Source organism: Streptomyces rectiviolaceus, from assembly GCF_039533825.1.
In the GTDB taxonomy this organism is placed as follows: Bacteria; Actinomycetota; Actinomycetes; order Streptomycetales; family Streptomycetaceae; genus Streptomyces; species Streptomyces rectiviolaceus.
In genome coordinates, this window is record NZ_BAAAUG010000013.1 from 13,382 (window position 1) to 38,340 (window position 24,959).

At 67.2% G+C, this 24,959-nt stretch carries 20 protein-coding genes and 5 pseudogenes; 16 read left to right on the forward strand and 9 right to left on the reverse strand.

From position 1 onward, the window contains the following. Positions 1 to 14 precede the first annotated feature (14 nt). A pseudogene (locus ABD378_RS02765) lies at positions 15 to 495 on the reverse strand (SMI1/KNR4 family protein). A 293-nt stretch (positions 496 to 788) separates the two neighbouring features. Between ABD378_RS02765 and ABD378_RS02770 the strand changes: the two are divergent. The 4 genes and pseudogenes from ABD378_RS02770 to ABD378_RS02785 form a co-directional block, all read left to right on the forward strand. Further along, the gene (locus tag ABD378_RS02770) at positions 789 to 1,325 is read left to right on the forward strand and encodes a phosphoribosyltransferase (protein ID WP_344518681.1); all 537 of its coding nucleotides are present in this window, start codon (positions 789 to 791) and stop codon (positions 1,323 to 1,325) included. A 93-nt stretch (positions 1,326 to 1,418) separates the two neighbouring features. Beyond that, positions 1,419 to 2,774 (forward strand): annotated as a pseudogene (locus ABD378_RS02775) (NF041680 family putative transposase). A 245-nt stretch (positions 2,775 to 3,019) separates the two neighbouring features. Continuing rightward, positions 3,020 to 3,886: a phosphotransferase gene (locus tag ABD378_RS02780; RefSeq protein ID WP_344518682.1), complete on the forward strand. Its 867-nt coding sequence runs from the start codon at positions 3,020 to 3,022 to the stop codon at positions 3,884 to 3,886. A 110-nt stretch (positions 3,887 to 3,996) separates the two neighbouring features. Next, a pseudogene (locus tag ABD378_RS02785) lies at positions 3,997 to 4,502 on the forward strand (transposase); the annotation flags it as partial. Positions 4,503 to 4,598: 96 nt separating this feature from the next. Here the strand turns inward: ABD378_RS02785 and ABD378_RS02790 are convergent. Then, positions 4,599 to 5,285 carry a hypothetical protein gene (locus ABD378_RS02790; RefSeq protein WP_344518683.1) on the reverse strand — a complete coding sequence of 229 codons (687 nt, stop codon included), beginning with the start codon at positions 5,283 to 5,285 and terminating at the stop codon, positions 4,599 to 4,601. Between the two features lie 672 nt (positions 5,286 to 5,957). On the opposite strand from ABD378_RS02790, the gene ABD378_RS44105 reads away from it, so the two are divergent. Further along, positions 5,958 to 6,695: a substrate-binding domain-containing protein gene (locus ABD378_RS44105; protein ID WP_386542733.1), complete on the forward strand. Its 738-nt coding sequence runs from the start codon at positions 5,958 to 5,960 to the stop codon at positions 6,693 to 6,695. 101 nt (positions 6,696 to 6,796) lie between these two features. Here the strand turns inward: ABD378_RS44105 and ABD378_RS02805 are convergent, their stop codons facing one another. The 4 genes and pseudogenes from ABD378_RS02805 to ABD378_RS02820 form a co-directional block, all read right to left on the reverse strand. Then, the gene (locus ABD378_RS02805; protein WP_344518684.1) at positions 6,797 to 7,687 is read right to left on the reverse strand and encodes a MerR family transcriptional regulator; all 891 of its coding nucleotides are present in this window, start codon (positions 7,685 to 7,687) and stop codon (positions 6,797 to 6,799) included. 272 nt (positions 7,688 to 7,959) lie between these two features. Further along, positions 7,960 to 9,331: pseudogene (locus ABD378_RS02810) on the reverse strand (FAD-binding oxidoreductase). 102 nt (positions 9,332 to 9,433) lie between these two features. Beyond that, positions 9,434 to 10,288 carry an alpha/beta hydrolase gene (locus ABD378_RS02815; RefSeq protein WP_344518685.1) on the reverse strand — a complete coding sequence of 285 codons (855 nt, stop codon included), beginning with the start codon at positions 10,286 to 10,288 and terminating at the stop codon, positions 9,434 to 9,436. Continuing rightward, positions 10,285 to 11,496: a metal-dependent hydrolase family protein gene (locus ABD378_RS02820; protein WP_344518686.1), complete on the reverse strand. Its 1,212-nt coding sequence runs from the start codon at positions 11,494 to 11,496 to the stop codon at positions 10,285 to 10,287. The genes ABD378_RS02815 and ABD378_RS02820 overlap by 4 nt, the downstream gene beginning before the upstream one ends. 67 nt (positions 11,497 to 11,563) lie before the next feature. Between ABD378_RS02820 and ABD378_RS02825 the strand changes: the two genes are divergently transcribed. From ABD378_RS02825 to ABD378_RS02845, 5 genes are all read left to right on the forward strand, one after another. Continuing rightward, entirely contained in the window at positions 11,564 to 12,160 is a 597-nt protein-coding gene (locus ABD378_RS02825) for a TetR/AcrR family transcriptional regulator (protein ID WP_344518687.1), read from the forward strand. Between the two features lie 209 nt (positions 12,161 to 12,369). After that, a complete protein-coding gene (locus ABD378_RS02830; protein WP_344518688.1) occupies positions 12,370 to 13,680 on the forward strand; it encodes an NAD(P)/FAD-dependent oxidoreductase in 1,311 nt (436 codons plus the stop codon). Beyond that, positions 13,625 to 13,831, forward strand: a complete 207-nt coding sequence (locus ABD378_RS02835) for a hypothetical protein (protein WP_344518689.1) — start codon at positions 13,625 to 13,627, stop codon at positions 13,829 to 13,831. The genes ABD378_RS02830 and ABD378_RS02835 overlap by 56 nt, the downstream gene beginning before the upstream one ends. 475 nt (positions 13,832 to 14,306) lie before the next feature. Next, positions 14,307 to 14,705 carry an SH3 domain-containing protein gene (locus ABD378_RS02840; protein WP_344518690.1) on the forward strand — a complete coding sequence of 133 codons (399 nt, stop codon included), beginning with the start codon at positions 14,307 to 14,309 and terminating at the stop codon, positions 14,703 to 14,705. Between the two features lie 385 nt (positions 14,706 to 15,090). Then, positions 15,091 to 16,110 carry a phage baseplate protein gene (locus ABD378_RS02845; protein WP_344518692.1) on the forward strand — a complete coding sequence of 340 codons (1,020 nt, stop codon included), beginning with the start codon at positions 15,091 to 15,093 and terminating at the stop codon, positions 16,108 to 16,110. Positions 16,111 to 16,320: 210 nt separating this feature from the next. Here the strand turns inward: ABD378_RS02845 and ABD378_RS02850 are convergent, their stop codons facing one another. Both ABD378_RS02850 and ABD378_RS02855 read right to left on the reverse strand, forming a co-directional pair. Further along, positions 16,321 to 16,719 (reverse strand): hypothetical protein, encoded by a 399-nt coding sequence (locus ABD378_RS02850; protein WP_344518693.1) that lies wholly within the window; start codon positions 16,717 to 16,719, stop codon positions 16,321 to 16,323. Next, complete coding sequence (locus ABD378_RS02855) at positions 16,716 to 17,579, reverse strand: IS5 family transposase (protein ID WP_344518694.1); 864 nt, start codon at positions 17,577 to 17,579, stop codon at positions 16,716 to 16,718. The genes ABD378_RS02850 and ABD378_RS02855 overlap by 4 nt, the downstream gene beginning before the upstream one ends. Positions 17,580 to 18,240: 661 nt before the next feature. Here ABD378_RS02855 and ABD378_RS02860 point away from each other — a divergent pair. From ABD378_RS02860 to ABD378_RS02880, 5 genes and pseudogenes are all read left to right on the forward strand, one after another. After that, positions 18,241 to 18,651, forward strand: coding sequence for a hypothetical protein (locus ABD378_RS02860; RefSeq protein ID WP_344518695.1), 411 nt, complete (start codon positions 18,241 to 18,243; stop codon positions 18,649 to 18,651). 86 nt (positions 18,652 to 18,737) lie between these two features. After that, positions 18,738 to 19,481, forward strand: a complete 744-nt coding sequence (locus ABD378_RS02865) for an ATP-binding cassette domain-containing protein (protein WP_344518696.1) — start codon at positions 18,738 to 18,740, stop codon at positions 19,479 to 19,481. Positions 19,482 to 19,483: 2 nt separating this feature from the next. Next, positions 19,484 to 20,734 (forward strand): DUF7224 domain-containing protein, encoded by a 1,251-nt coding sequence (locus tag ABD378_RS02870; RefSeq protein ID WP_344518698.1) that lies wholly within the window; start codon positions 19,484 to 19,486, stop codon positions 20,732 to 20,734. A 56-nt stretch (positions 20,735 to 20,790) separates the two neighbouring features. Beyond that, positions 20,791 to 21,318, forward strand: coding sequence for a hypothetical protein (locus ABD378_RS02875; protein WP_344518699.1), 528 nt, complete (start codon positions 20,791 to 20,793; stop codon positions 21,316 to 21,318). Positions 21,319 to 21,797: 479 nt separating this feature from the next. Further along, positions 21,798 to 22,086, forward strand: a pseudogene (locus tag ABD378_RS02880) (transposase family protein); the annotation flags it as partial. Between the two features lie 381 nt (positions 22,087 to 22,467). Here ABD378_RS02880 and ABD378_RS02885 read toward each other — a convergent pair. Then, the gene (locus ABD378_RS02885; RefSeq protein ID WP_344518700.1) at positions 22,468 to 22,995 is read right to left on the reverse strand and encodes a hypothetical protein; all 528 of its coding nucleotides are present in this window, start codon (positions 22,993 to 22,995) and stop codon (positions 22,468 to 22,470) included. Between the two features lie 1,081 nt (positions 22,996 to 24,076). Between ABD378_RS02885 and ABD378_RS02890 the strand changes: the two genes are divergently transcribed. Beyond that, a complete protein-coding gene (locus ABD378_RS02890; RefSeq protein WP_344518701.1) occupies positions 24,077 to 24,787 on the forward strand; it encodes a class I SAM-dependent methyltransferase in 711 nt (236 codons plus the stop codon). The last annotated feature ends 172 nt before the right edge of the window (positions 24,788 to 24,959 follow it).

Sequence of the window (24,959 nt, forward strand, 5' to 3'; positions counted from 1 at the left end):
CATCGCGCTGGAAGTCAGCGGCAGAGCCCCACGATGATGTCGTCGAAGTCGGGGAATTCCGCGGCGGCTTGCTCGATCACGGTGGTGGCCGACTGGCGCAGGTCCGGCGCGAAGGGCTCCGCAACGGCTGTCATCTGCTGGTTGGGGCGCGGACTCCAGCCCGGCTGACAGGAGGTGGCTGCCTCCAGAGGACCGAAGCCCGCCGGCCAGCAGCCACAGAAAGGCGCCCAGGTCACGAGCCACGACACCGGTCTCCCCTTCGGACCCGAGGAAGACGACGGGTTGGCCGGACGCGGGCAGTCCGGGGCGGACCAGCCAGAAAGCGGCGTATCCGCCCGAGCCGTCCTGGCCGAACGGCAAAAGGTCGACTCCATGTGGTTCACCGTTGCCGGTCCAGGCACGGAACCAGTCGGTGGTCTCCTCGGCGGACAGGAAAGCCGTGAAGGGCTCGAACTCGACCCCGGCACCGGCGGCGTAGTCGAACGGTATGGCCATCGACGCGGCAAGCGCGGCCGGAAACGGTCGATCATCGGTGGCATTCACGCTCACAAGTTAGCGGTGTGGTCAGACCCAGCGGCAGACGGGCAAAGCGTCGGATCCCTCGGTTACGGAGCGCTGTGGGACTACCCGCACCCGCGGTGCTGCCCGCAATCTTCAAGCCGCGCTGGACCAGTGAACGCCGTGACGCACGCTAAGCTTGTTCTTTATCTAGGGGTGCGGGCCAGTACCGAGCGCGGCCGGTCGATATTGGGTTGCTGGGCAGTCCGGCGATCGGGAGACTCCCGCTCATGCCTACGACCGCACGTGATCTGACGCTGGAACACTTCCGATGGGTCGGCGGGCACGCCGATGTGTGGGCGATCTTCCGGGACGCCAAGGCGCTGGCCGCAGTGGTCGCAGGTCTGGTGGAACCGTTCCGGGACGAGAGGGTCACAGCAGTCTGCGGGATCGAGTCGCGGGGATTCCTCCTGGGCGGTGCCGCAGCGGTCGAGCTCGGCTTCGGATTCGTTCCTGTTCGGAAGGGTGAAGGCCTCTTCCCGGGCGACAAAGTGGTGCGCCAGTCGGCTCCCGATTACCGGCGCATTCGACACACGCTGCGCCTCCAACGGTCCGCGCTGGGGCCGGCGGACCGGGTCCTCTTGATCGATGACTGGATCGAGACCGGAAACCAGGCTGCGGCAGTCAGGAGCATGGCCGAGGAATGTGGGGCCACCTGGGTGGGATGCAGCGTCATCGTTGATCAGCTCACCAAGTTGCCGAAGAGCGCACTCGGCACTGTTCGAGGGCTGCTGGATGCGCAGGAACTCCCGCCGTCCGAGACCTGAGTTCAGTCTCGCACTTCGAACAAGTCCGAACTTGAGGAAACCTTGCGCAGTTCAATGGTGATGGATGGTACGTCTGCTGGCTGATGCTGTCCGGTGGAGGCGTTCGCGAACGCCTCAGGATTCCGCAGAGAGTTCTACGCGTGTCTGACCGCCCGTCGGGACGAACTGTTCGAACTGGCTGACGCGGTGCTGTGCGTCGACGGGCCGGTGGTCTCGCCAGTGGATCTGACGCTGGTGCCCGAACATCGGCGTGGGCACGGCGCGTTGTACGGAGCTCTCAACCACGGCCGAATCGACGTCGAGCGGTTGCGTACCGTGCTGGCCGGGCTGCCGTTGCCCCGTTTCGAGGGCGGGCGCCTGGTGCTGGCGGCGACGTGCCACCGTGGTTGCGTTCGGGCGCCCCGTGCTCGGCGGAGCGGCTCTTCTGTCATGTCTACGGGCTGGCGAAGTCCGCGTCGCAGTTCATCCCGGGCTGGCCGTACTCGTTCGTCACCGCGCTGGAGCCCGGCGCCACCTCATGGACTGGAATCCTTGACGTTGTTCGGCTCGGTCCCGAAGACGACCCGACCGCGGTCACCGCCGACCAGCTGCGGGCCGTGGTCGAGCGGCTTGTAGCGGCTGGCCAATGGACGCCCGCAGACCCAGACATCACGATCGTCATGGACGCTGGCTACGACGTCACCCGGCTGGCCTGGGACTTGCGCGATCTGCCCGTTGAACTGGTCGGGCGCATCCGCAGCGACCGGGTGTTGCGTCTGCCCAAGCCGCCCCGCATCTACGATTCCAAGGGCGGCCGACCGCCCAAGCACGGCTCCGAGTTCCGCTTCGCCAAGCCCGATACCTGGCCCGAACCCGCTCTCACCACGGCCACCGACACGGTGAACTACGGCAAGGCCGAAGCCCGGGCGTGGGACCGGGTCCACCCGCGGCTGACCCACCGCTCGGCCTGGCTGGAGCACGACGGCGAACTCCCCATCGTCGAAGGCGCCCTGGTCCGCCTCAAGGTCGAGTACCTGTCGAAAGACCGCGAGGCCCCGCCGGTGTGGTTGTGGTCCTCGAAGACCGGCGCCGCCCCGGCGGACGTGGACTTGTGGTGGCAGGTGTTCTTCAGAAGGTTCGATCTGGAGCACACTTTCCGGTTCGGAAAGCAGACGCTCGGCTGGACCACACCGAAGATCCGTACTCCCGAGGCGGCGGACCGCTGGACCTCGCTGCTGGCCGTCGCGCACACCCAGCTCCGCCTCACCCCAGCCCGGGTCCGCCGGGGGTTCAGGAACATCCGCCCCTACTTGCTCTGCCCCGGCCCGTTTTCCACAACCGACCGGAACCGGGCCCGGACGTCCCCTCGGTTCAAAAAACCGGCATCCCGCCGCCCGCTACGACGTCGGCAAAACCGTCAAACGCCCCGAGACCCTCAAAACCATCGGCAGGCCAGGAAGATCTTGGTAGATAAAGAACAAGCTTAGTTCGGCCTCGGGGAACATCGGTACAGCGGTTGGCGCTGAGATTGATCATGGTCGGTTAGCACGGGTTCATCTGGGCCGAGATTCTCGACCGCTGGCTCTGAGAGAGCGGTATGTGACGCGATGTCACTGTGGATGTCACCGGAACGTGTGCGGCCGCCGCGCAGGCCGATCCGCGCCTGACGCAGAAATCGACGAGACTGCCGGCGGCCGGTACGCCAGGATCTGGGAATGGAGATGTCCAACGTTACGCGTGCGAAGGCGGCTGCGACTGCGGTCGCCGTATCGCTCGGCCTGCCCGTCAGCGACGCAGTCGTGCTCCACAACTCGAACAAGCTGGCCCTGCGGCTGACGCCATGCGACGTTTTTGCCCGGGTCGCCCCTGTGGGACAAGAGGTTGCACAGTTCGAAGTCGAGCTCGCTCGGCGGCTCACCGAGGTCGGAAGCCCGGTGTGTCCCCTGGAGCCCCGGGCGGACCCGGTCGTGTACACCCGCGATGGCTTCGCCGTGACGCTGTGGACCTACTACGAGCCCGTGACACCTCACCTCTCACCAGTCGGCTACGCCAAGGCGCTGGAGCGGCTGCACGCCGGCATGCGCGAGGCCGAGGTGCCCAGCCAACGGTTCACCAGCCGCATCACGGAGGCAGAAGACGTCGTTGCCGACCCGGAACGTTCGCCGGAACTCGCCGACACAGAGCGCGTCTTCCTCAGCAGCAGACTCGCAAGCCTGCGCAAGGCGATCGAGGAGCGCGGCGCCGTGGAGCAACTGCTCCACGGCGAGCCGCATCCAGGCAATGTGCTTAGCACGGCAAACGGCCCGTTGTTCATCGACTTTGAGACGTGCTGCCGTGGACCCGTCGAGTTCGACCTCGCCCATGCTCCCGAGATGGTCTGCGGGCACTATCCGAACCTCGACCAAGGGCTGCTGGACGAGTGCCGCCAGCTCGTCCTCGCGATGGTCGCAGCCTGGCGTTGGGAGCTGGGCGACGAGTTTCCGAACGGGAGGCTCAACAGAGAAGCGTTCCTGCGCGCACTGCACGACGGACCTCCCTGGCCGACACTCGACGCGATGAACAAGCGACTGGGCGCCCAGTAGAAATCACCCAAGGCCACTCGAAGGCGACAAGGAACCGAACGGCGAGGCTCCAAGATCCTTCAGAGGGAGCGGGCGGGCCGCGGCGGTGGCGGACGGCTATGGCCGGGGCTGTAGACCGCACCGGGATCCCCTGGCGCTACCTGCCCCACGACTTCCCGCCCTGGGCCACGGTCTACGGCTACAACGGATCATCGGCCGCAAGCGCCACCTGGGCTGCGACACCCTCGGCCTGCTGCTGACCGTCCTGGTCACCGCCGCCAGCATCTCCGACACCGCGGCCGGCGTGACCCTGCTGTCCCGCATCGCCGCCGCCCAGCCCCGCGTGACCAAGGCGTGGGTCGACGCCGGCTACCGCACCACCGCCATCAACCACGGCGCCCGCCTCGGCATAGACGTCCACCCCGTCCAGCGCGCCCCCGGCACCAAAGGATTCAAAATCATTCCAAGACGGTGGACCATCGAGCGCAGCATCGGCCGGCTCATGCACCACCGCAGACTCGCCCGCGACTACGAGCGACACCCGCACCGCTCCGAGGCAATGATCCACCTCGCGATGATCGACCTCATGTCTCGCAGACTCACCGGCGAAACCACCCTGAACTGGCGAGGGACCTGACGCGGGACCAAACACCAATCAACGGACCAAACGCTCAGTCAGCAGAGCCGCACCCAAAGCCGATTAATGCCAGCAAGCCGGAATCAAAACACCCAGTTATTCCTTCTGGTCGTCCCATGACGTCCGATACCAGCCCCTGAATGACGTCAGCAGCGCCGCGAGCGCGGCGCCGACCCGGGGATCAAGGCCTGGGCCACGGAGCAGTACCGCGTTGGACGACGGTTTGTGCTCCATAGCTATCTGGCCGTCCGCACGCCATCTCACGCGCCGTGGCGCGCGCGGGAGGTCGCCGTTATCCAGCACGGCGGCAACGAGGGCGAAAGGAAGCAGAGGAGACAGCAGCCAGCAGAAGGCCCACCAGAACAGCCGTCCCTTGTAGCCCACGGCGTCCGGCACACCGGCCTGCGACACCGTCCAGCGGACACGCAACCCGCCGCCCCTGAACGCCTTCCGCCGCGTAATGGTGCCGATGATCTGCCCGTAGGCGTCAAGTACCTGATAGGTCACACGGTGCCCCTCGTTGGACTGCGTGACCAGCCGGGCCAGCTTCTGCGCACGTCCATCGTCGGCCCACAGGAGGAAGGATCGGGTCCCCCTCTTGCGGTCGCCGCGGTACGCGGGGATGCCGCCGGGCGGAAGTTCGCGCTCCACGTGCGCCAGGACATGGGGCTGTACTCCCGGACCCGCGATGTGGACGGGATGCAGAGGCGGCACCAGGAGCCCGGTGGCTTGCGCGCTCCTGCGGGGTCGCGGGGTGTCGTACATGGTGAGACTGACGGTCATGCGCCCTGCTTCCCATCGGTGGTACGGCCGGGTGAAATCGGCGGCGTCCGGGCGGCGGCGTGAGCGGTGGTGTCCAGCGCCGCTGGATCCGGCGAGGGGCTCCGCTCAGCAGTCGCGTCGCGCCTGGAATTCCAACAGGACTGTAGTTCATCCTCGGAGGGCGCCTGACGTGGTAGGGCTGCGACCACCTCCCCTGGCGGCATGAGGCCTGCCCCCCTCGGCCGCGGTGACTTTGCCCGTCGTCGGCCTCTTCGAGCGTCCTCGGCCCGCCATGCGCCGGCGATGTCGAGCCGGTCGGCGATCGGATACCGGTTCCATCACCGGCGCCCGCTGGGGACTCCACGGGCTGCTGCGCGGCATGCATCTGCACCAGCGCACGGACCTGTGGGAACGAGTTGGAGTACGTCGGCTGGTTGCGCCGCGCCGACCATGTCCGCAGGTTGGGCGACGACAAGCAGGCGTTGCTGTACCGAGGAACCTGCGGGCTGCGCCGGTGTGACGACCTGACATTCCAGGTCCAGCTGGTCACTGCACGGGTCGGAGACGGATTCTGTCCTGACTGCCGAAGTCCCATCCCTCTCATGACACCGTGGGGGCAGGCCGCTCACCGAAAGGGCCTCGAGCGCGTCGGTGGTCGCTGCCAGCAGGGCGGCCGGTCCCGCCGAAGAGTGCATGGCTTTCAGAGTGCGTGCGCGATGGCGGACGAGGGGTGCCCGCCCGCCCTTGTTCTTGCCTGTCAGGCACCTAGCCACACAGGCACTCGCGCGGCGCGTCCACCGGCCTAGCTTTCGTTGGACGATTTCCGGGCCACGCCCGGGTCCTGGGCGGGCAACTTGGCTCCGGCACCCGCTCGTTGGCCGTCACAGCCTGCCTGCAGGGCCACGCCACGACGAGTGCAGACCCCGGAGAGACGAGCGACGTCAACACCCTCGGCGTGACCGTCGAAGACCTTTCGCCTGCGCCCCCGTGGAGTCAGGCCGCGCCGTTCCGGACGATGTCGCTGTCGTGGGCTTCGACGACACCTGCGTCTCCGCTGCCGCCGACCCTCCGCTCACATCGATCCACCGGCCCCTCGGCGACATGGGCGCGAGGCTGCGCTCCTACTCCTGGCCCGGCTGCGGCAGGACGCTGTTCCGGAGCCGAACGTGCTCTTCGCGCCGCGTCTGGTGGTGCGCGAGTCGGCCTGAGACGTCATCTCCATTGGATCGCCGGTCTGTCGGTCGTGGCGGCGATCGTGTGGCGGCTGGTGCCGGATGTGTTGGAGGAACGTTCCAGCGGGTGGTGCCCGAGGCGCCTTCGCGACCACAGGGCGGTGGTCGGCGTCGACATGGCGATCGGGAGGTGCTGGCTTTGCAACCGCAGACTGGTGCCAGCGGCCAGTTCGGAATCCCCACGTACGGCCAGTTGTGATGTCACTCTTGGTTACGCCCGGGCTCGACGTCTGACCCGACCGGTCACATGCAGATGGACGCGACCGGTTGTCGGGCCACGTCAGTGCCAGGCACAGGCGATCAGCTGTCCGCGGAGTGGGCGTCGGCAAGGGCCTCGCCGAAGAGCCGTCCGGCGAGTTCCACGCAGCGCATCCGGGCAGGAGAGAAGTCGTAAGGCATCTTGGTGATCGCTGCGGCGGCACTCAACTCTGTGCCCTCCTCCCCTTTCAGATCGGCGTCGTAGATCTCGAAGATCTTCTCCTCGGCCGCGTCGAGACCAGCTGCCTCGATGGCCTGATTCAGGGCCACTTGGTGAGCGCATCGCTGTACGGCGAGCTCTTCGACGCGCGGGTCGTCGGGTTCGACACCGTCGTCGAGGGCGGCTTCGGCCGCCTCAAGACGGTCCTCCTCGGCCCGCAGGTCGGGGTGGGTGGCCAGCACGATGAATGTGCCGGCCTGGATGGCGGCGCCCAGCGGCCCGAAGATCCGTTCCGTGAGTAGCAGGGCGTCCAGATCGTAGGGGCGCAACGCGCCCGGGGGCAGGTGGCTGAGCCGGTCCGTGACCAGTTCGGAGAGCAGCCCCAGCGGGCTGCCCACCGCCTGCAGGCGCTGGACAGCCGCGCGCCGACGTTTGATGGCGGCCTCCTGCACCGCCAAGGTTTCCTCAAGCCTGCTCAGGACCGACTCGATATCCGGGGCTTGGTCCAGGGCTTCGTCTCCAGCTTCGTCCCGGGCTTCGCCGAAGGCGGCCCGCATGTCGTCCAGGCTGATACCGGCATCAGCCATCTTGCGGATCCACAGCAGGCGGATCATGTCGTCATAGCCGTAGCGGCGGCGGCCGTCCCCGCCGCGCTCGGGTTCCGGCAGCAGACCGATCTCGTGGTAGTGGCGGATGGCGCGTGGGGTGATCCCGGCGAACGCAGCGGCATCACCGATCTTGACCTGCCTGGGAGGCGTGAGGGAGGGGTACATCGCAGACAGAGCCTTTCGTGCTGTGGTGCCCCGACCCCACCACATGCCGCTACGGCATGTGCAACAACCCCATCCAGGCGCCCACCGGAGCCAGGCCCTAGCTGCCGCCGGGACCGATCAAGAACGACGAACCATCCGGGAACGCAGAGTGACCACCGGCGTCCAGGTAGCTCCCCGCCAAGTGGCCGCCGCTGGGGGATTCCCACTGACCGCCGACGCAGATTGGCCCCATGCGACGGCCCTGAAGCTGGAGCCCGTAATTGGCCAAGGGATCATGCAGGTCCGAAAACTTTGCCGGGGTTGAGAATCCCGGCCGGGTCGAGAGCATGCTTCACCGCGCGATGCATCTGCAGGACGGCTGGGCCGAGTTCACGGGAGAGACCGGGCCGCTTGAGCAGTCCCACACCGTGCTCACCAGTCACCGTGCCACCCAGTTCAAGGGCGTCCGCGATGATGTCGTCGAACGCCGCGCGGGCCCGGACCTGAGCCGCCGCGTCACCGTGTTCCGTCACAAGCAGCGGATGCAGGTTGCCGTCGCCGACGTGCGCGATGTTGGCGATGGTGATCCGGTGCCTCTCCGCGGTCCGGTCGATGCGCGCCAGCATCTCCGCCACCGCCCCGATGGGCACACAGACGTCCTCCGTGAGGACCGGCCCCAGCCGCTCAAGCGCGGGAAACGCCAGCCGGCGGGCCGCGAAGAGCATCTCGGCCTCTTCCTCTGTCTCCGACCGGTCCGCCCAAGTCGAGCCGGCGCCGCGGAAGCAGTCGACCATCCGGCGGGCGCCTTCCTCGGCGGCGCGGCCGTCATCGTCGAAGCGGGCCAGGAGGACCACGTCCGCCTCAGCGGAGAGTCCCATGTTCTTCCAGGCGTCGACCGCGCGCAGACAGTGCCGGTCGACGAGTTCCAGCGCGGCCGGCCGCAGCCCCGCGGCAGCCGTCGCACGCACCGCGTCACCGGCCTGCCCGACGCTGTTGAAGTAGCCGATGGCGGTCACGCCGACCGGAGGCAGGCGTCGCAGCCGGACCGTGATCTCGGTGAGGACACCGAGAGTGCCCTCGGCGCCCACCATGAGGCCCACAAGGTCGTAGCCGGCGACCCCCTTTGACGTACGGCGCCCGAGCCGGACCACCTCGCCCGTGCCGGTCACGACCTCCAGACCGAGGACATAGTCGCGGGTGACGCCGTACTTGAGGCAACACACTCCGCCGGCGTTCGTCGCGACATTTCCTCCTATGGTCGACCAGGGCGAACTGGCGGGATCGGGCGGGTACCACAGGCCGAGCGCCGCTACGTGGGCGCGGAGGTCGTCGTTGACCACACCGGGCTGTACGACGGCGAGGCGCTCCAGCTCGTCGACCTCCAGCACCCGATCCATGCCGTCCAGCGCGAGGATCACGCTTCCTTCGACGGCATTGGCGCCCCCCCGACAATCCCGTACCGGCGCCGCGTGCAACCAACGGGACTCCTTGCTCCAGGCACGCACGCACCACGGTCTGGACCTCGTCGGTGCTCTTGGCGCGTACGACGGCCACCGCTTGGCCAACAGGCGCCCACATCGCCTGGTCGTGGGAGAGGCCGGCGATGATGTCCGGATCAGTCACGACCCGGCCGGCGGGCAGCCGTCGCCTGAGTGCTTCGGCGATACCCACGGCAGGGGGCGTGCTGACGATGTCACGCTCGGCCACCCGTACACCTCCAGAGAAGTCGACTCACGTGGGACGGAAGGAGAGCTGCGGCGTCCAGGCTCACTGGGCGCGGCAGGTCCTGAGGTAGCTGAGGAACGATGCCTGCAGCCCGGTCACGTGCGTCTCGTGCATGAGTGCGCTGGTGACGGATCCGCCGCGTGAGGTGAGGCGGTGAAGGAACGTGGCCGTGTTCTTCGTGAGGTTCTGGTAGACCGCCAGGTCTCCGAGGATCTCCTGCTCGTTGAAGGTCACGTGCAGCTTGGTGTCGGGCAGGGTGTCACCCATTGCTTCCAGCCGAGCGAAGACCTGACTGTCCGCATTGACGATGCCGGGGCTGCCCGCGCCGATGCTCTCGAAGAAGGTGCTCTTGGTGAGCCAGGCGTAGAGACTGAAGAGTCCGCCGTAGGAATAGCCAAAGAGGCCATGACCGCTCGGCGCCGTGCCGTAGTCGCGTTCGATCCGCGGGTGCAGGTCGTCGGTAAGGAAGTTCAGGAACATGTCCCCGCGGCTGTCGCTCAATTCAGCGAGGTAGGCGTCGGCTTGCGCGCGCGTCATCGTGCCCGTATCGACCCCCATCTCCACCGCATCGATGAACTCCTTCGCGATGGGTTCACCGGGGGGCACGAGGTCGCGGTTGCGCAACCGCTCCCAGTGCTCGGCTTCCTCGCCCGCGTACCCCACGCTGACTTGCACGTAGGGCTGAACCGACTGCATGGGGTCCAGTTGCGTGACGATGAGTGGAGCGGTCATGCCCACGGCCCAGTTGCCGTCGAGCACGTACACGACAGGCGCTTGCGCTGTGGCCGGGTCGTAGCGCGGTGGCGTGGTGACCCAGACGCCGTAGTCGTGCCCACCGCTGGAGCGCATCTCGAAGTAGTCGGTGTGGGGGAGGCAGCCCTGCCACATGGTGCTCATCTGAGGTCCTTTATGATCTGGCCGGCCTGGATGACCAGGACGGCGTTGGTGGGGTCGGAGAACAGTTCCGGGTCTTCCAGCGGATTGCCGTTCCACAGAACGAGGTCTGCCTGCGCGCCGGGAGCGATGACACCCACCTGCCCGGACAGGCCGAGGATCTCGGCGTTGGTCCGGGTCGCCGCCACGACCGCTTCCATCGGCGTCTCGAGGGCTGCGCGCAGGCTGAGTTCTTTGCCGCGACGGTCCTGGGCCGGACCGATGAGATCGGAACCCAGCCCGATCCGTACTCCGGCGCGCTTGGCGACTGCGAGTGCATGCGTCATCTGCTCGCGTGCGCCCTGGGCCCGGTCGCGGGTCGACTCGGCGAGACCGGCTCCGGCGGTGTCGTGCAGCAGTTGCTCGACGACGGCGAACGTGGGCACGAGGGCAACCTCGCGAGCGGCCATCAGGGCCGCTGTGGATTCGTCGAGGCTGGTGCCGTGCTCGACACAGCGCACCCCGGCCTCGACCGCATTGCGTATGCCCTCGTTGTTGTGGGCGTGGACTGTCACATAGCTGTTCCGCGCCGCGGCTTCTTGAACTGCGACAGCGATCTCTTCGACGGTGAACTGGGTGTCGGTCAGTCGATCATGTCCGCCTACCACTCCCCCGGTCACGCAGAGCTTCAGGAAAGAGGCTCCGCGACGGAAGGCTTCGCGGACGTTGTGCCGCAGCTCGTCCGCATTGCCCGCCATCATCGACAGGGCGCACAGGCCCGGGATGTGGTGGCTGCTCCACAGCTCGGTGGGTTCCCATTCGGCTCCGTAGTAGCCGTGCCCGCCGATCTGGCACTGAACAGGTCCGCACGACAGGACGCGAGGCCCTCTGACCTTGCCCTTCGCGATGGCGGTGACGACACCGCCGTCGATCCCGCCGGTGTCGCGAACCGTGGTGAAGCCGGCGTCGAGCATCGCGCCGGCCGTGGCGAAGATGTCCGCCGCGATCTCGGCGGCGCTGATCTGAAACGAGAAGTGCGACTGGATCGGGCTCGACAGGCCCAGGTGGACGTGAGCGTCGATCAGGCCGGGCGTCATCGTCAATCCCTCGGCATCGAGACGCTCGCCGTGCGCGCTGGGGGCGCCGAGTCGGGTGATGCGGCCGTTCTCGATCGTGAGGCCGAGGTTGCCGGGGTCGCGCCCCGATCCGTCGATGACCGTCGCGCCGACCACATGATCAGGTCCCATCGTCGATCCTCCGTCGTTGCGCACCTTCTTTTCCAATGGATAAACTGCGGGAGTGATCCTGTCAACCTCGCAACGCAACGGCAGCGCGCGCGAACGACTCCTGGCACGGCTTCTCGACGCCTTCGGTGAGGCCCTTCCCCCGCCGGAGATGTCGCTCCGTGAGATCGCCGCCCGGACCGAGACCAGCCACGCCCTGTTGCGCTACCACTTCGGGTCGCTCCCGGGCGTCTTGGCCGCCATGCTCACGGCCCAGCGATCCCGCGACAACGAGGCACTTCTGGAGGCCGCCCAGCAGGGCACCTTCGACGATTTCGTCGCGGCGATCTGGCGTACTTACACCCGGCCGGAGCAGCTGTCGCGTGTCCGTGGCTTCTTCTACGTCGTCGGACTGGCCGCGTACGCCCCCGAGGACTTCCGTGAGTTCGTGGAGTCGATCGACGACCTGACCGTGATGCTGTCCTCACTCGCGGAACGCGAAGGGCTCGAGGCGAAGGAAGCGCGGGAGGTGGCCACTGTCACCATTGCCGCGATTCGCGGCCTCCTCCTGCAGGAAGTCCTCACTCCCGGAACCCGCTCGGAGGACGCGGTCACCTTGATCTTGCGCATGAGCGAGGGCCGACCCGCTCCACGATCACGTCCGGAACGTTGAGGGGCCTTCGGCCCTCACAGCTGAGCATCGGCGCCCATGCGCGACAACGGTGGGGTACGGCGACGGAAAGCGGCGACAACAGTCGCCGGAACATGGCCTCTTACCTGCGTACGGTGCGGACAACGGCGGAGCGGCGACCCGCCGAGCCGCCGAGCCGCCGAGCCGCCGCAGGAACCGTCTGGTCCGGCAAGAAGAAGGTGAGTTGGAACGTGACTGAGAGCACAGAAGTAGTCGTCGTCGGGGCCGGGGTCATCGGATCCTCCATCGCTCTCGAACTGGCGCGGAGTGGCCTGCGGGTGGTCGTGGTCGACAAGTTCGGCGGCGCAGGCAACGGCTCCACCAGCGCCTCGAGCGCCGTGGTCCGCTTCACGTATCCCACGATCGCGGGCGTCAATGCTGCGTGGGAGTCCCGTCACTGCTGGGAAGCATGGCGCGACCATCTCCAAGCACCCGCCGGTGAACCCCTCGCAGCGTTCAACCGCTGCGGCGTCACGCTGCTGGACGTGGACTTCGCACCCTGCAGCCTGTTCACGCGCCACTTCGACAAGGTCGGTGTCCCGTACGAGAAATGGGATGCACAGGAGCTGTCCGAGCGGTTGCCCGCCGTGGACACCGGCCGATATTCCCCGCCCCGCCCCGTGGATGACGACGAGTTCTTCGCCGACGCGTCCACTCGGCTCGGTGCTCTCCACACACCCGACGGAGGCTTTGTCGACGACCCGCAACTGGCCGCGCGCAACCTTGCTGCGGCCGCTCAGCGGCACGGAGCCGCCTTCCGCTGGAAGACCGAGGTCACCGCGGTGATGCGGCGCGGGGGACGCGTGCGCGGGGTGCGCCTCGATGAGGGAACCGAACTGTCCGCCGGGGTGGTCGTCAACGCGGCCGGCCCATGGTCGGGACAGTTGAACCGGCTCGCCGAGGTGGGCGGCGACTTCACCATCGGTCTGCGGCCGCTTCGCCAGGAGGTGCACCACGTAGCGGCCCCCGCCGGCTACTACGACGCCGGCGGCGACCGTCAGGCACCGGTGCTGGCCGATATGGACCTCGGCACATATATACGGCCCGAGGGCAGGGAGTTCCTGCTCGTCGGCGGCACGGAACCCGAGTGCGACCCGCTGGAATGGCTCGACGATCCGGACGACGGGAGCCCCCTTCCGACCGTGTCGCAGTTCAGGACGCAGGTGACGCGGGCGGCTCGCCGACTGCCCGGCCTGCGCGTTCCCAACAAGCCCCGGGGTGTGGCAGGCGTATACGACGTGACCGACGACTGGACCCCCGTATACGACCGAACCGAACTTGCCGGCTTCTACGTGGCCATCGGCACCAGCGGCAATCAGTTCAAGAACGCCCCGCTGGTGGGCCGCCTCATGACCACCCTGATCCATGGTGTCGAAGGCGGGCACGACCACGACCGCAGTGCGCTCACGCACACCTGCGAACACACCGGCCAGACCATCGACCTCGGTGCGTTCTCACGCCGACGCCGGCCGACCGCATCCACAGGCACAGTCCTCGGCTGACGCCTGGCCGCCGGGGGCCGGTCAGGCGGCAGATGCGCTCGCGCCCATCCGGCAGCGCATCCCGCACATGATCGAGGCCGACGCGGCCAGCCCGGCGTTCCGCGCGGGTCCCGCGCGGGTCGTCAAGGTCGACGCCGAGATCCTGGCCTGACGCCGCGTCTGACTCACCTGGCGCCGAAGGCCGGGTGCGGCCGCCGACATCGCCCGGCAGATCTCACCCTGTGCAGTTCACGGCCCGGCAAAATCGCTCCGGCATTCTGCTGATCGGGTGCGTGTCCCGGCACGAACAACTGGACATTTAGGGCGCCGAGCCTACGGTTTCCTCCAGCGCAGAGCTTCCGGTTCTCTTCGAGGGGTCCGGAACCGTCACGAGGAGAAGAGACGAAATGATGGTTCGCAGAGCAGTGACTGGGTGCGCGTCGGTGGCGCTGGCATCGGTAGCGATGGCGGGCTTCGCGCAGGCGGATGCTCAGCCGGCGCCGGCATCTGGTGCATCGCAAGCGGCGCCGAGGGTCACGCTCACCCCTGCTACGGCCAAGCAGAAGAGTGCGGTCACGGTGAAGGTCGTAGGCGCCCCGAAGACGTGTCGTTCGGTACAGGCCAGGTCCGATGCCTTCGTCAGGACGGTGGCGCTGGCGAAGAAGGGGAACCCGCCGGTGTACTCGGGTCGGGCAGGGGTGAAGGCGAAGGCCGCCCCTGGCTTCCACCAGGTCACGGTGGGGGGTGTCGGCTGCGGCAAGTGGGTGGCGAAGGCCAGGCTCACTATTCTTGCGCCGCCCAAGCCGGCGCCGAAGGTGGTCAAGGGCACCGTCACCTCGAAGATCGGGCTCAACGTGCGCAAGCAGCCGACCTCCGGCTCGGCGGTCACCGGGGCCTACCGCAGTCGGCAGACCATCGACCTGATCTGCAAGAAGGCCGGGCAGCCGGTCGGCGGCAACCGCACCTGGTACCAGGTCAAGACGCCCAAGGGCTGGGTCACCGCCCGCTACGTCAAGGCCCACGGCACGGTGCCCACCTGCAAGTGACCTCGTGGGGCTGAGTCCCAGCACGCCGCACGCCGCGGCGCTCAGCCATCGCGTGGCCGGACGTGTCAGCGCGTCCCGTCGCCCGCTTGCCAGTGGGGTGTAATTCCTCTCGGGGGACGGCTGAGCGGGGAAGGCGCAGGTTCAGGACGGCTTAGTCGAGGGCAACCGCGCCCCATCACCCCTTAACGACCGTGTCAATCCCATGAGTTGACAACGCCCCGCGCCGCCCTGACGGCCGCGACGCCGAGTCCGTACAGCGCCGCCGTACGCATGAACTTCTCCAGCCGTGCGGCATGGGAAGGCAAGGGCAGGTGCCCGTCCGGTGTTCGGATTGACCTCTTCGATCGTCGAGTGATGACAAGCGGACAACGGACAGGTGGCATGTATGACGGAGACAGGTCGAGTCCGCTATCCCACCCGGAGGTCTGTGCTGGGCCTCGGGGCGGCGGGCGTGGGTGTGGCTCTGGCCGGCGGGCAGGCGTTCGCGGCGGCGGGCGCGGTGCCGCAGCGGCAGGCAGAGCTGAGGTGGTCGGAGCCGGGCAAGGTCTGGTTGCGGGGCGTCAGGCTGCACCACAGCACCGTGCTGCAGTCCTTCGCCTTCGACGAGCGCAACCGGCTCATCTACGCGCTCCAGGTGATCCCGTCCGGCAGACGGCTTCCGGGCGAGTCCCGCACGTACTCTCACGATGAGCGCGTACGCAGCGGCGACCTGTGTCTCAACAGGCTCGCCATGGACGGCACGCGGCTGGACCACATGTACCTGAAGGGCTTTGGGCACGGCACCACGGTCGCTGTCGAGCGAGCGCCGTCAGGCGGGACGGCGCTGTGGACGGAGTGGGATGCCAAACCGTCCTCCGGCTACGGGCGCGGAGTGTGCCGGTTCCGCTACACGGCGGGCAAGGTGCTCACCGGCAACAGCGCCGGCCTGGACACCTTCCGGCCCCAGCCCGGCAGCATCAACAACAACGCTGCTCTCGACACGGCCCACGGGCACCTGCTACTGCGCTACCGACGGTCCGGCCTGCCCCGCTACGCGCTGTACGACCTCGACCGGTTCACCGCCCGTGACTTCCGCCCGCTTGCCGACTTCCCGCAGCCCGGTGCGGAAAGCGGCCTTCCCTTCCAGGGCATGGCCCTCCACGGCGCCTACGCCTACCAGCTCCTGGGCAGCGCGTACGGCCCGGGCAATCCACGGGAGGGGGGCGGCAACACCCGGCTGTTCCGCATCGGCATGCCGGACGGCCGGTACGTGAGCGAGAGGCTCGACCGGACGGACCCGGGACTCGGCAGGCGCGAGCCCGAGGGTCTTGCCGTCAGGGCGGGCCGCAACGGCGGGCTGTACATGGGCTTCGCCCACGGACCGGCCGGGGGCCGCAGACTCTCCCTGTACCGCAAGACCCTCTGAGCCTTCCCCCGGCCGGCTTCCACCCCCTGCTACCGATCCCGCGATGTCACTCCCGGCTACTTGGGGCAGGGGTAGACAAGCACACGAAGCTCCTGACGGCCAAGGCGCCGGCTGAAGAATGTGCAACCCCCAAAGGCTGTCGTTGAGTTCAAGGCCGTGCACTCCTACAAAGCGCACACCAAGGGGCGTTTAAACCGTACTGAGAGGGCGTCAAGTCCGTTTCTGGTAGCGGCCTCGTCCGGGTTGGGTGAGGAAGCCTTGACGGGTGAGGCGTCCGAGCCGAGCGCGGGTGACGTTGACCGATGCCTCGTCGGTGGGCATGCCGAGGAGTTCGTGCAACTCACGGGCTCGGAACTCCTGGTCGGGGTGCTGGTTGAACGCGTTCACGATGGCCTGGTAGACGCTGTTCGTCTCGGGCGGTTCGGGGTCGTCGTGAGCCGGTGCGAGTTCGACGATGACTTTCCGGGTGGTGGCCAGGTCCGCGAGCCTCGCCTCGGTCTCGGCCAGTGCAGCGGTCAAGTGCGCGATCTGGTTGCGTAATTCACCAGCTCGAACCGCGGTCCCGTCGTGCTGGCTCTGTAGGTCTGCCAGAAGCTCGGTGATGTTCATGCGGCCAGCTCAAGGGTGTCGCGCCAGGCGGGGGTGGGCGTCGTGAGGCGGCGGGTCATGTTCGCGATGGAGGCCCAGTAGACGCGTGAGGCGGAGGTGTCGGGGCGGTGGTCGTATTCGCGGGCCAGGCGGCGGTGCAACATCAACGTGCCGTTGACCTGCTCCACGATCCACCTTTTCGGCTGCGGGACGAAGCCTTTGCCCTGGACTTCGGGGTTGCGGCGGACGACTTCGACGTCGATGCCGGCCAGGGCGCCGTGGATGAGGACTTCGTCCTTGAAACCCTGGTCCACCAGGGCCTTCTCCAGCCGATTGCCGCACCGCGTCGCTGCCTGGTCGAGCAGGACGGTGCCGGCGGCGTTGTCGTGGGTGGATGCGGCCAGCACCACGACGCCGATGATCAGCCCCAGAACGTCGACAGCCAGTCCCCGCTTGCGGCCCGACACCTTCTTGTTCGCATCCAGTCCCGTCGTGGTCTTCGGGACACCGGCCGCCGCGCGGACGGACTGGGTGTCGATGATCACGAGGGACGGGTCCTCTAATCGCCGGGCTCTCTCCCGTACTTGGCAGCGCAGGAGTTCCTGAATCCGCTGGTCCAGCCCGCCCTCGCGCCACAGCCCGAAGTAGTAGAAGACCGCCGACCAGGCCGGAAAGTCATGGGGCAGATAGCGCCACTGACACCCTGTCCGGTTCTGATAGAAGATCGCGTTCACGACCTCCCGCAGCTCACAGGAACCGGGGTCCCCGCTCGTCGACCGCGCCACCCGGTCCTGCTTCCAGGCCGTAATCATCGGCTCGATCAACGCCCATTGCTCGTCCGCTAAGTCGCTCGGATACGGCTCTCTCTTCACGCCGCGCATCCCAGCATGGACATGCCGACCAGGTGGTCGAGATGAGGGATCAGTCCCACGATCGAGCGATCACGAACCGAGGAAGATCGGACTTAACGACCTCTGACTCAACGAGCCAGACCTCTGGAGGGGGTCAACTTTCAAGCGTCGCTACTGGTCCTCTTTTCAGCCGTCGCCGACAGTCCTCAAGCTTCGGGCACGCATCAGCAACGGCGACTTCCCAGCGTACTGGCGCTATCACCTGGCCCGTGAGCATCACCGCGTCTATCCGAGCCCTGACCAGGACGGATACACGCTCGCGGCTTGATATCTCCGTCACTCAGGAAGAGCTACACCCAGTGTGAACAGCGCCGCTACGTCCTCACGATCCCGGTCCGCCGCCGGCGCAGTCACCGCCCCGCTTCGCAGAGCCTCTTGTGTCGATGGCGGCAACTGCCGCGTGTTTCCCGCTAGTTCACCTGCGTTGGGATCAACGAGCGGGAACCCTATCGCTTCGGTCCAGTAAGTCCGATTGGGTGCGGTTGCAGTTCATAAGGAAATGATCAATAGTGATGCCCGGTCTGGGCCATTTGGGGTGGCTGCAGGCCGGGCATCACCGATGTGGTGTGCCGTGAGGCATCACGGCGCCACCGCTCCACCACCGCTCATCACGAAGAGAGAAGAATTAACGGTGACGAAGTTTTCCGGACGCTTGAAGCAGCGCCTCAGCGCAATCGCGGCCGTAGCCGTGGCTGCCACTCTTGCGGGCAGCGTACCCGCTCATGCCGAAGGAAGTAGGACCTCATACATCAAGAGCTGGAAGGCCGACAACGAGTCCAACCGCTGGCACGACAGCCAGAAGGACCGAAGCAGCACCAAGGTCCAGTTCAAGGGCTGCCACAGCGACAGGGCCAGCGGGTTCTCGGCTCCTCTGACTCTCTACCGGGTTAAGTCGTTGGCGACGGACCCCGGCTACGGCAAGAAGTCCAACACGTGCAACATCAGCAACTGGGGTCAGACGAAGACTGCTGGTGATTTCTACTTCAAGTACCACTCCACCGGATACGTGGTCTCCGTCAAGACGGTGAAAATCTCCTGGTAACGGTCGCAGAGCGCTGAGCCGACCGCCGACCCATCAGCCGAGGCCGCTCCATGGCGAGCGGCCTCGGCCCTGCTCCACGAGGCCCCATGATTCTGGAAGTATCCCGCTGCACCTTCGGGTACCGGCGGGGTGTCCACGTACTGGACAATCTGTCACTCGCCTTCGAGCGAGGCTGCACTGTGCTGCTCGGCCCCAACGGGGCAGGCAAATCGACCCTTCTCGGTATCGCCGCCACGGCGATAAATCCCGTCTCAGGACAGGTCAGCCTGCACGGGCTGATTCCTGACTCCGCCAAGTCCCGTAAGAAGTACCGAAGGCGGGTCGGCTGGCTACCTCAGCAAGTGAGGCCGGTGGCCGGGCTGAAGCTGCGGGAGCAGGTCGCATACGCCGGGTGGCTCAAGGGCATGTCGAGGCGGGCAGCCTGGGATGCCGCCGCGCCCGCGCTCGACCGCGTCGGCCTCGGCGGCCTCGGGGAACGGACCGGACGGCAGCTGTCCGGGGGGCAGCTCAGGAGGCTCGGTATCGCACAGACTCTGGTGCACGGTGCGCGCGTTGTCCTGATGGATGAGCCCACAGCTGGTCTCGACCCACACCAGCGTGGGGTATTCCGCGACCTCATCGGCGAACTCGCACAGACCACAAGCTTCGTCGTATCCACGCACCAGACCGAGGACTTGGCGGAGATCTTCGACGCGGTGGTCATTCTGGACCAGGGCGTGGTGCCCTTCCAGGGGCCGGTCTCCGCGTTCCTCGCCACCGCGCCTGCGAACGCCGCTCCCGGACGGCTCGCCGAAGCGGCGTACGCCGGTTACGTGCGCGGGGAGGTCTGACCATGCCCTGGCGCGCACTGCTGCGCACCTCCGGTGCGGTGTGGGGGCTACTCCCTGCCTGCGCATGGATGTGGTTCTACGCCCGTCAGCCTGACGCTCTCGTCTCTGCCCCGGAGGGATACTGGGAAGCTGCCACGGCGCACATCGCCGTCGTGGGCATCGTCCCGCTCACCCTTTGCGCTGCGACCGGGGCCTGGGAGGCCGTCCGAATCCGGCGTTCAGGGCTGATTGACAGGGGGGCCGCCGCACGCTCGCCTCTCGTCGTAGCGCTGTCCCAGCTCCGCACGGTGTGGGGAGCCGGGCTCCTGTGCGTCATGGTGGCGCTCGCGTGCGTCGCTGAACGGGCCATGGGAGGGCCAGGCGGGCCGGACCTGCGGGTGCTGGCGCTGCTGGGCCTTCTGGTGACCACATACACACTGGCGGGCTACGCCGTGGGGTGGCTGCTGCCATGGATGCTTACGGTACCCGTGGTCGCGGTGGCGGCCTTCCTATGGCTGAGCTACCCCGTGAGCATGGAGCCGCTTTGGCTTCGCCAGCTCAACGGTACGAACCTCAACGAGGGGTGGGCTTACGAGCGGACCCTCGATGCCCGCGCGCTGATCGCCCCAGGGCTGGTGGCCGCTGGGCTTCTCCTGGCAGCGCTGATCGTGATGGTGGCCCGCGCCCACGTCGTCCGGCTCACGGCGATGCTGCCGGTGACCGTGGCCATCGCAGTCGCCGTGCCCATGGTGATGCCCCTGGAGTACGACCCCACCAAGGCCCGGGACACCAGCACGCTCAGTTGTGCCGGGGCGCCTATACGGGTATGTCTCTGGCCAGAGCAGAGCCAGGACACCGAGAAGTTCCGCCCCTGGGTCGAAAACGCCGCCGTCCGCCTCAAGGAGGCGGGGGTCAAGCTGCCGAAGACGTACACGCCCACCTTCTCCGACCCGACGCGGGCGGACGTGGTCATGTCGTTGGTGAGCGGCATATTGCCGGACCCGGTTCCGGTGTGTTCCGAACGGCACACGTGGCCGGGAGAGGAAGCCTACGCTCCGGTGGCAATGTGGCTTGAGCTGACCGCAGGAGGCAACGCCGAAGACGTTGCGGACCGGATCGATGACGGGGGCAAGATGATGTCCCTTGTCCAAGACGTACGAAAGCTTCCCGCAACTGACCAGACTCAGTGGTACAGCAACAACCGCTCTACGCTGACCCGCTGTGACCTCAAGCCCCAGTTGACCACCACGACTTACAAGGGTGGTACCAGGTGATCTGGTGGCTGCGGGTCCGCTGCGCCCCTGCGCTCATCGGCGCTATGGTGGTGGTCGTGGGTGTGGCCGCTCTCGTGCCCAAGTCCGAGGTGCCCGTACCCTCCGTGGCGGGCTCGCTGACGAGCGGGCTGCCTTTCCGCTACCTCGTACCGCTGCTGCCCGTGCTGCTCATTCTGTACGGGCGGGCGCGGGCCGATGACGCCCCGGAATCCGTTGCGGTGCGGCCCGTGCGATGGCTGGACGCCTGCTTCATGACGGCGCCGGTGGCGGTGCTGCTCCTGGCATCGGCGTTCGTGCCCGACGGTGTCGCTGTCGCCCGGAACACTGCCGGATATCTGGGCTGTGCCCTGGTGCTCCGCTGGCTGTCCACCCCGAGGCTGTCCATCGCGCTGATCACCTTCCTGCCGTTCGCCGTGGTGTCGCTCGGCGGCGGGGGTGGGAGCCAATCAGCCTGGTGGGCCTGGCCGCTGCACGAAGGGACAGCGCCGTTCGCCGGAGGGTGCGCCACCGTGTTCTTCGGTGCGGGACTGGTGGCCTCCTTCCGCACCCCGCTGTTGGGCAAGGGGCGCGGAACAGACGAGTAGTGGGACAGGACCGGAATAACTATGGTCCAGGGCAGAGGATGTGATCCTTGCCCCCCCCTCTCGATAACGTCAGGTGACGGTTCCTGATCTTCGTTCAGGCAGTGCGGCCGTGTTCGAGCCGGAGTGGAACGCGGGCGGCGCGCGTGGTCCGGGTGATGGCGGCAAGTCGAGGGTGAGCTATCGCACGCTTGTGAGAGTGATCCGAAAGAGAAGCCCTATTAGCCGGCTGATGCGAAGATCCTGCCCGTCCCGTCGACCCACACTTGTATCCGGTGGCCGACTGATTGGAGGACGAGTTCGCTGCGCCGAGCAGGGCGCCCAGCGGCCCCAGCAGGATGAGCCCTACCGCAGCCCCGCCGGCCGCGTTTGTCTTGGGAGTGATCTGCAAGATCGCCGCCCCGGGCATACGGTGCACCACCATCCAGCCACACAGAATCTACGAGGCCGCTACCAGAAACGGACTTAACGCCCTCTGAGAACTGCCCGGCTCGACGCACGACCTGACCGCCGCCCGCACCCACGGCATTCTCGACGCACTGACCAACGCGGACATCACCTGCTTCGCGGATCGGGGCTATCAGGGCTTCCGCCGCCCTGTACGCGTTCCCTTCCGCGGCAGGCGCCTGCGGCCCAGGCAGCGGCGGGCGAATAACGCTCACGCCAAAACCCGCTGCGTCGGAGAACAGGCGATGGCCCCTCAAGGGATGGCGTCTGCTGCGGAAACTGCGCTGCAGCACGACCCGCATCACCGACCTAAACAGAGCGTTGGCGATCTGTGTGAAACGATCGCCCGCCATCTCGCCGCGCCGGATACCGGCGCCGTACCCGGTCATCGCCGCACTCCGGCCCAAGCGGCCAGCGCGCGTGCGCAGCAGCGGTCGACGGAGGTTGCCGATGCAGCGTCGCGCCACGACGTGTTGAGGGGACAGGGGTGTGCGTGATCCATGTATTGAGCGCACCCGTCGACCCCGACCGGTCTGTCGACCACTGCGCCCCGACCACCATCACGAAGCGGTCACAACACACCCGCGACGCGGTGGTCGGGCCGACCACCGCCTGGATCGCCGAGCCCCTCCTCGAGCCCTGCGTCGACGGAGGGCTACGTGGCACTGACCGCCAAGCCTCGTGATCGAAACAGCAGCGGTGTGATCAACTGCGGGACAGGCGCTGCTTCTCACGCCTGCGGATCACCACGGCCAGTACGAGGAAGCCAAGGAGGGTGGCACCGCCGCCGGCGGCCCAGAGGGCCGGGTAGTGCCGTGAGGTCTCGGTGCCACCCGGCGAGCCCCTGCGGCCGCCGCCAAAGGGCCAGGTCTCCGCAACCGCCCCGCCCATCGCCAGGAGAGCGATGAGGCCGAAGCACGCTGTTGCCGTCCAGGCACAAGACCGGGCCTTGAAGCGCTGCCAGTTCACCGAGGTCAGAGCGGCGAACACCAGCAAGAGCAGGCAGGGGACGGCCAGCCCGAGCGTCACAGCGAGGCTGTAGACACCGCCAGGCCATGAGGCGCCAGCCCAGCGCCAGACGTCCCGGCCCCACAGTTCCTTACCGAAAGCAGGAACGGTGAGGAACGCTATGACCACGACCATCGTGGCCAGGCAGCTGGCGTAGTTTCGTCGGCCCCGAGGTGCGGACGCAGAGTCCGAGACGGGCGCCTGCTTGTCGTGCTGCTCCACCATCACGCCTTCCTGATCGTCGTGGCGGTTGCCGGTCCCTGGTCCCTATCTGGCGCACGATGATCACCGCGAGGGAAGCCCTGGCCGGAGACCCGAGCGGCTGGGACGACCACCACGGTTCATGCGTCCATTCATGCGGGGCCCGACAGTAGCCCCGATGGCCTCGTTCACTTCAAGCGGCAGCGTTTGCCTGTCGGTTCGGACAGCAGGCGCGCTCAGCGAGGTTGCCTCGAACATTTTCCTGTCCTTGGATGTCACATCCCGCCTCTCTCAAGTCCCCTCCCTGAAGTGCAGGAGACGTTTGTCGCCGCGTGGTGACGGGAGGCGTGCCCGTGATCAGGGATGTAGTGCCCCAGGGACTGGATGCTGGGGCGAGGTTCGGGATCGCCGGGGATACGGCGGTCTCGCATGCGGGATGGCCCATCTCGGCTGGCGCGGTCGCGCTGATCTGCGTGCGGCTCTGCGTTGTTCGATGAAGTGATCCCTCCTTCGCTTGCCGCTGCGGCTTCTGAAAGAGGTGGAGCACACCGTTGAGCCCGCCGGCCGCGCCGGCCGTCAACTCACCACACTGGAGCACCCCCACAACACCGCGAGCACAATCGGCATCCCCCCACGAGAGATCAAGACAATGAGTTACTGATTTGCAGGCCTCATGCCGTGCCCATCGGATCATCGGATCGTTGTTCTTATGCGTGGCTGAGTGATCCCCAACGGGCGCCAATCGAACCCCTGTTACCGGCCCAGATGGTGAAGCGGGGAGGCCAGTGCCGTAAGCGTCGGCGGGTGTACCGAGACGACCCTCTGGAAGTACCGCACCGGCTCGCCCTGGCTGGACCTGCCCGAGCGGTACAACTCCGGGGAAGGCAGGTACATCCAGTTACCGAAGGGGGCCATCGACGGCAGGTGAGACCGAGTCTGAGTGCCCGGATTCCCAAGAGCGACACACTTCCCCGCCATACGCCCCTCTGACCTCGAAGAGCATGTGATGAACTCCTGGACCACGTCCACCCACCACGGTCAACCACTTGCCGACTGGTACGCCCGCCGCAGCAGCACACTCCGCGGCGCTGTACGCCACCAGCTTGTGGACCGAGCGCTGATGGAACACCTTCCAGTCGCACCGCCGCAGCGTGTGCTCGATGTCGGTGGCGGTACTGGCGTGCAGGCCCGGATGCTGGCCCATCGTGGCCACCACGTCACCGTTCTCGATCCCGACGAGAACATGCTGGCCAAAGCCCGCACTGCCTGGCTGCCACACGCCGACAACTCGCCGGGCAGTGTCAGCTTCTGCCAGGGCATCGGCGAGCAGGCGCCGCAGCTGGTAGGTGCCGACTGGGACGCGGTGCTGTGCCACGGCGTCCTGATGTACCTGCAGGACCCGGCCCCCCTGCTGCACGTGCTCACGCAGTGCCTGCGGCCAGAGGGTCTCATCTCCCTCCTCGCCTATCAGGCCGATGTCCTGGCCATGCAACGAGGACTCGCACGTGACTGGGACGGCGCACTCAAGGCACTGCACAGCCCGGTGGAGTACAGCAGCATCGGCACGATCAGCTTCGGCGTGGACCGGACCGAGATCCTACGGATTCTCGCTGAAGACCACATCGACCTCGTGCAGTGGTACGGGGTCCGGGTGTTCACCGAACACCTCGACGACGAACCCGTCGGCAACGACTTCGACAGGGTGCTGGAGGCAGAGTGGGAAGTCGGCCGCGTCGACCCCTACCGGCGCGTCGCCCGCCACTTCCACCTCATCGCCCGCTCCAAGGTGGCGCATCACTCCAGCGGCACTTCGTGATGTGATGACGGGGAACCAGCCAGGGCATGAGGGGCGAATTCCGTGGCTCCGCTCGCGGCCAGGTTCTTGTACATGCCCCAGATCTCGGTGAGTAGGCCGGCCATGCCGTCGGGCCCATCGCTGGACCTCGGGGTGTGTCTCGTGGACTGCGTTCAGTTCGCGCCGGTGGTGG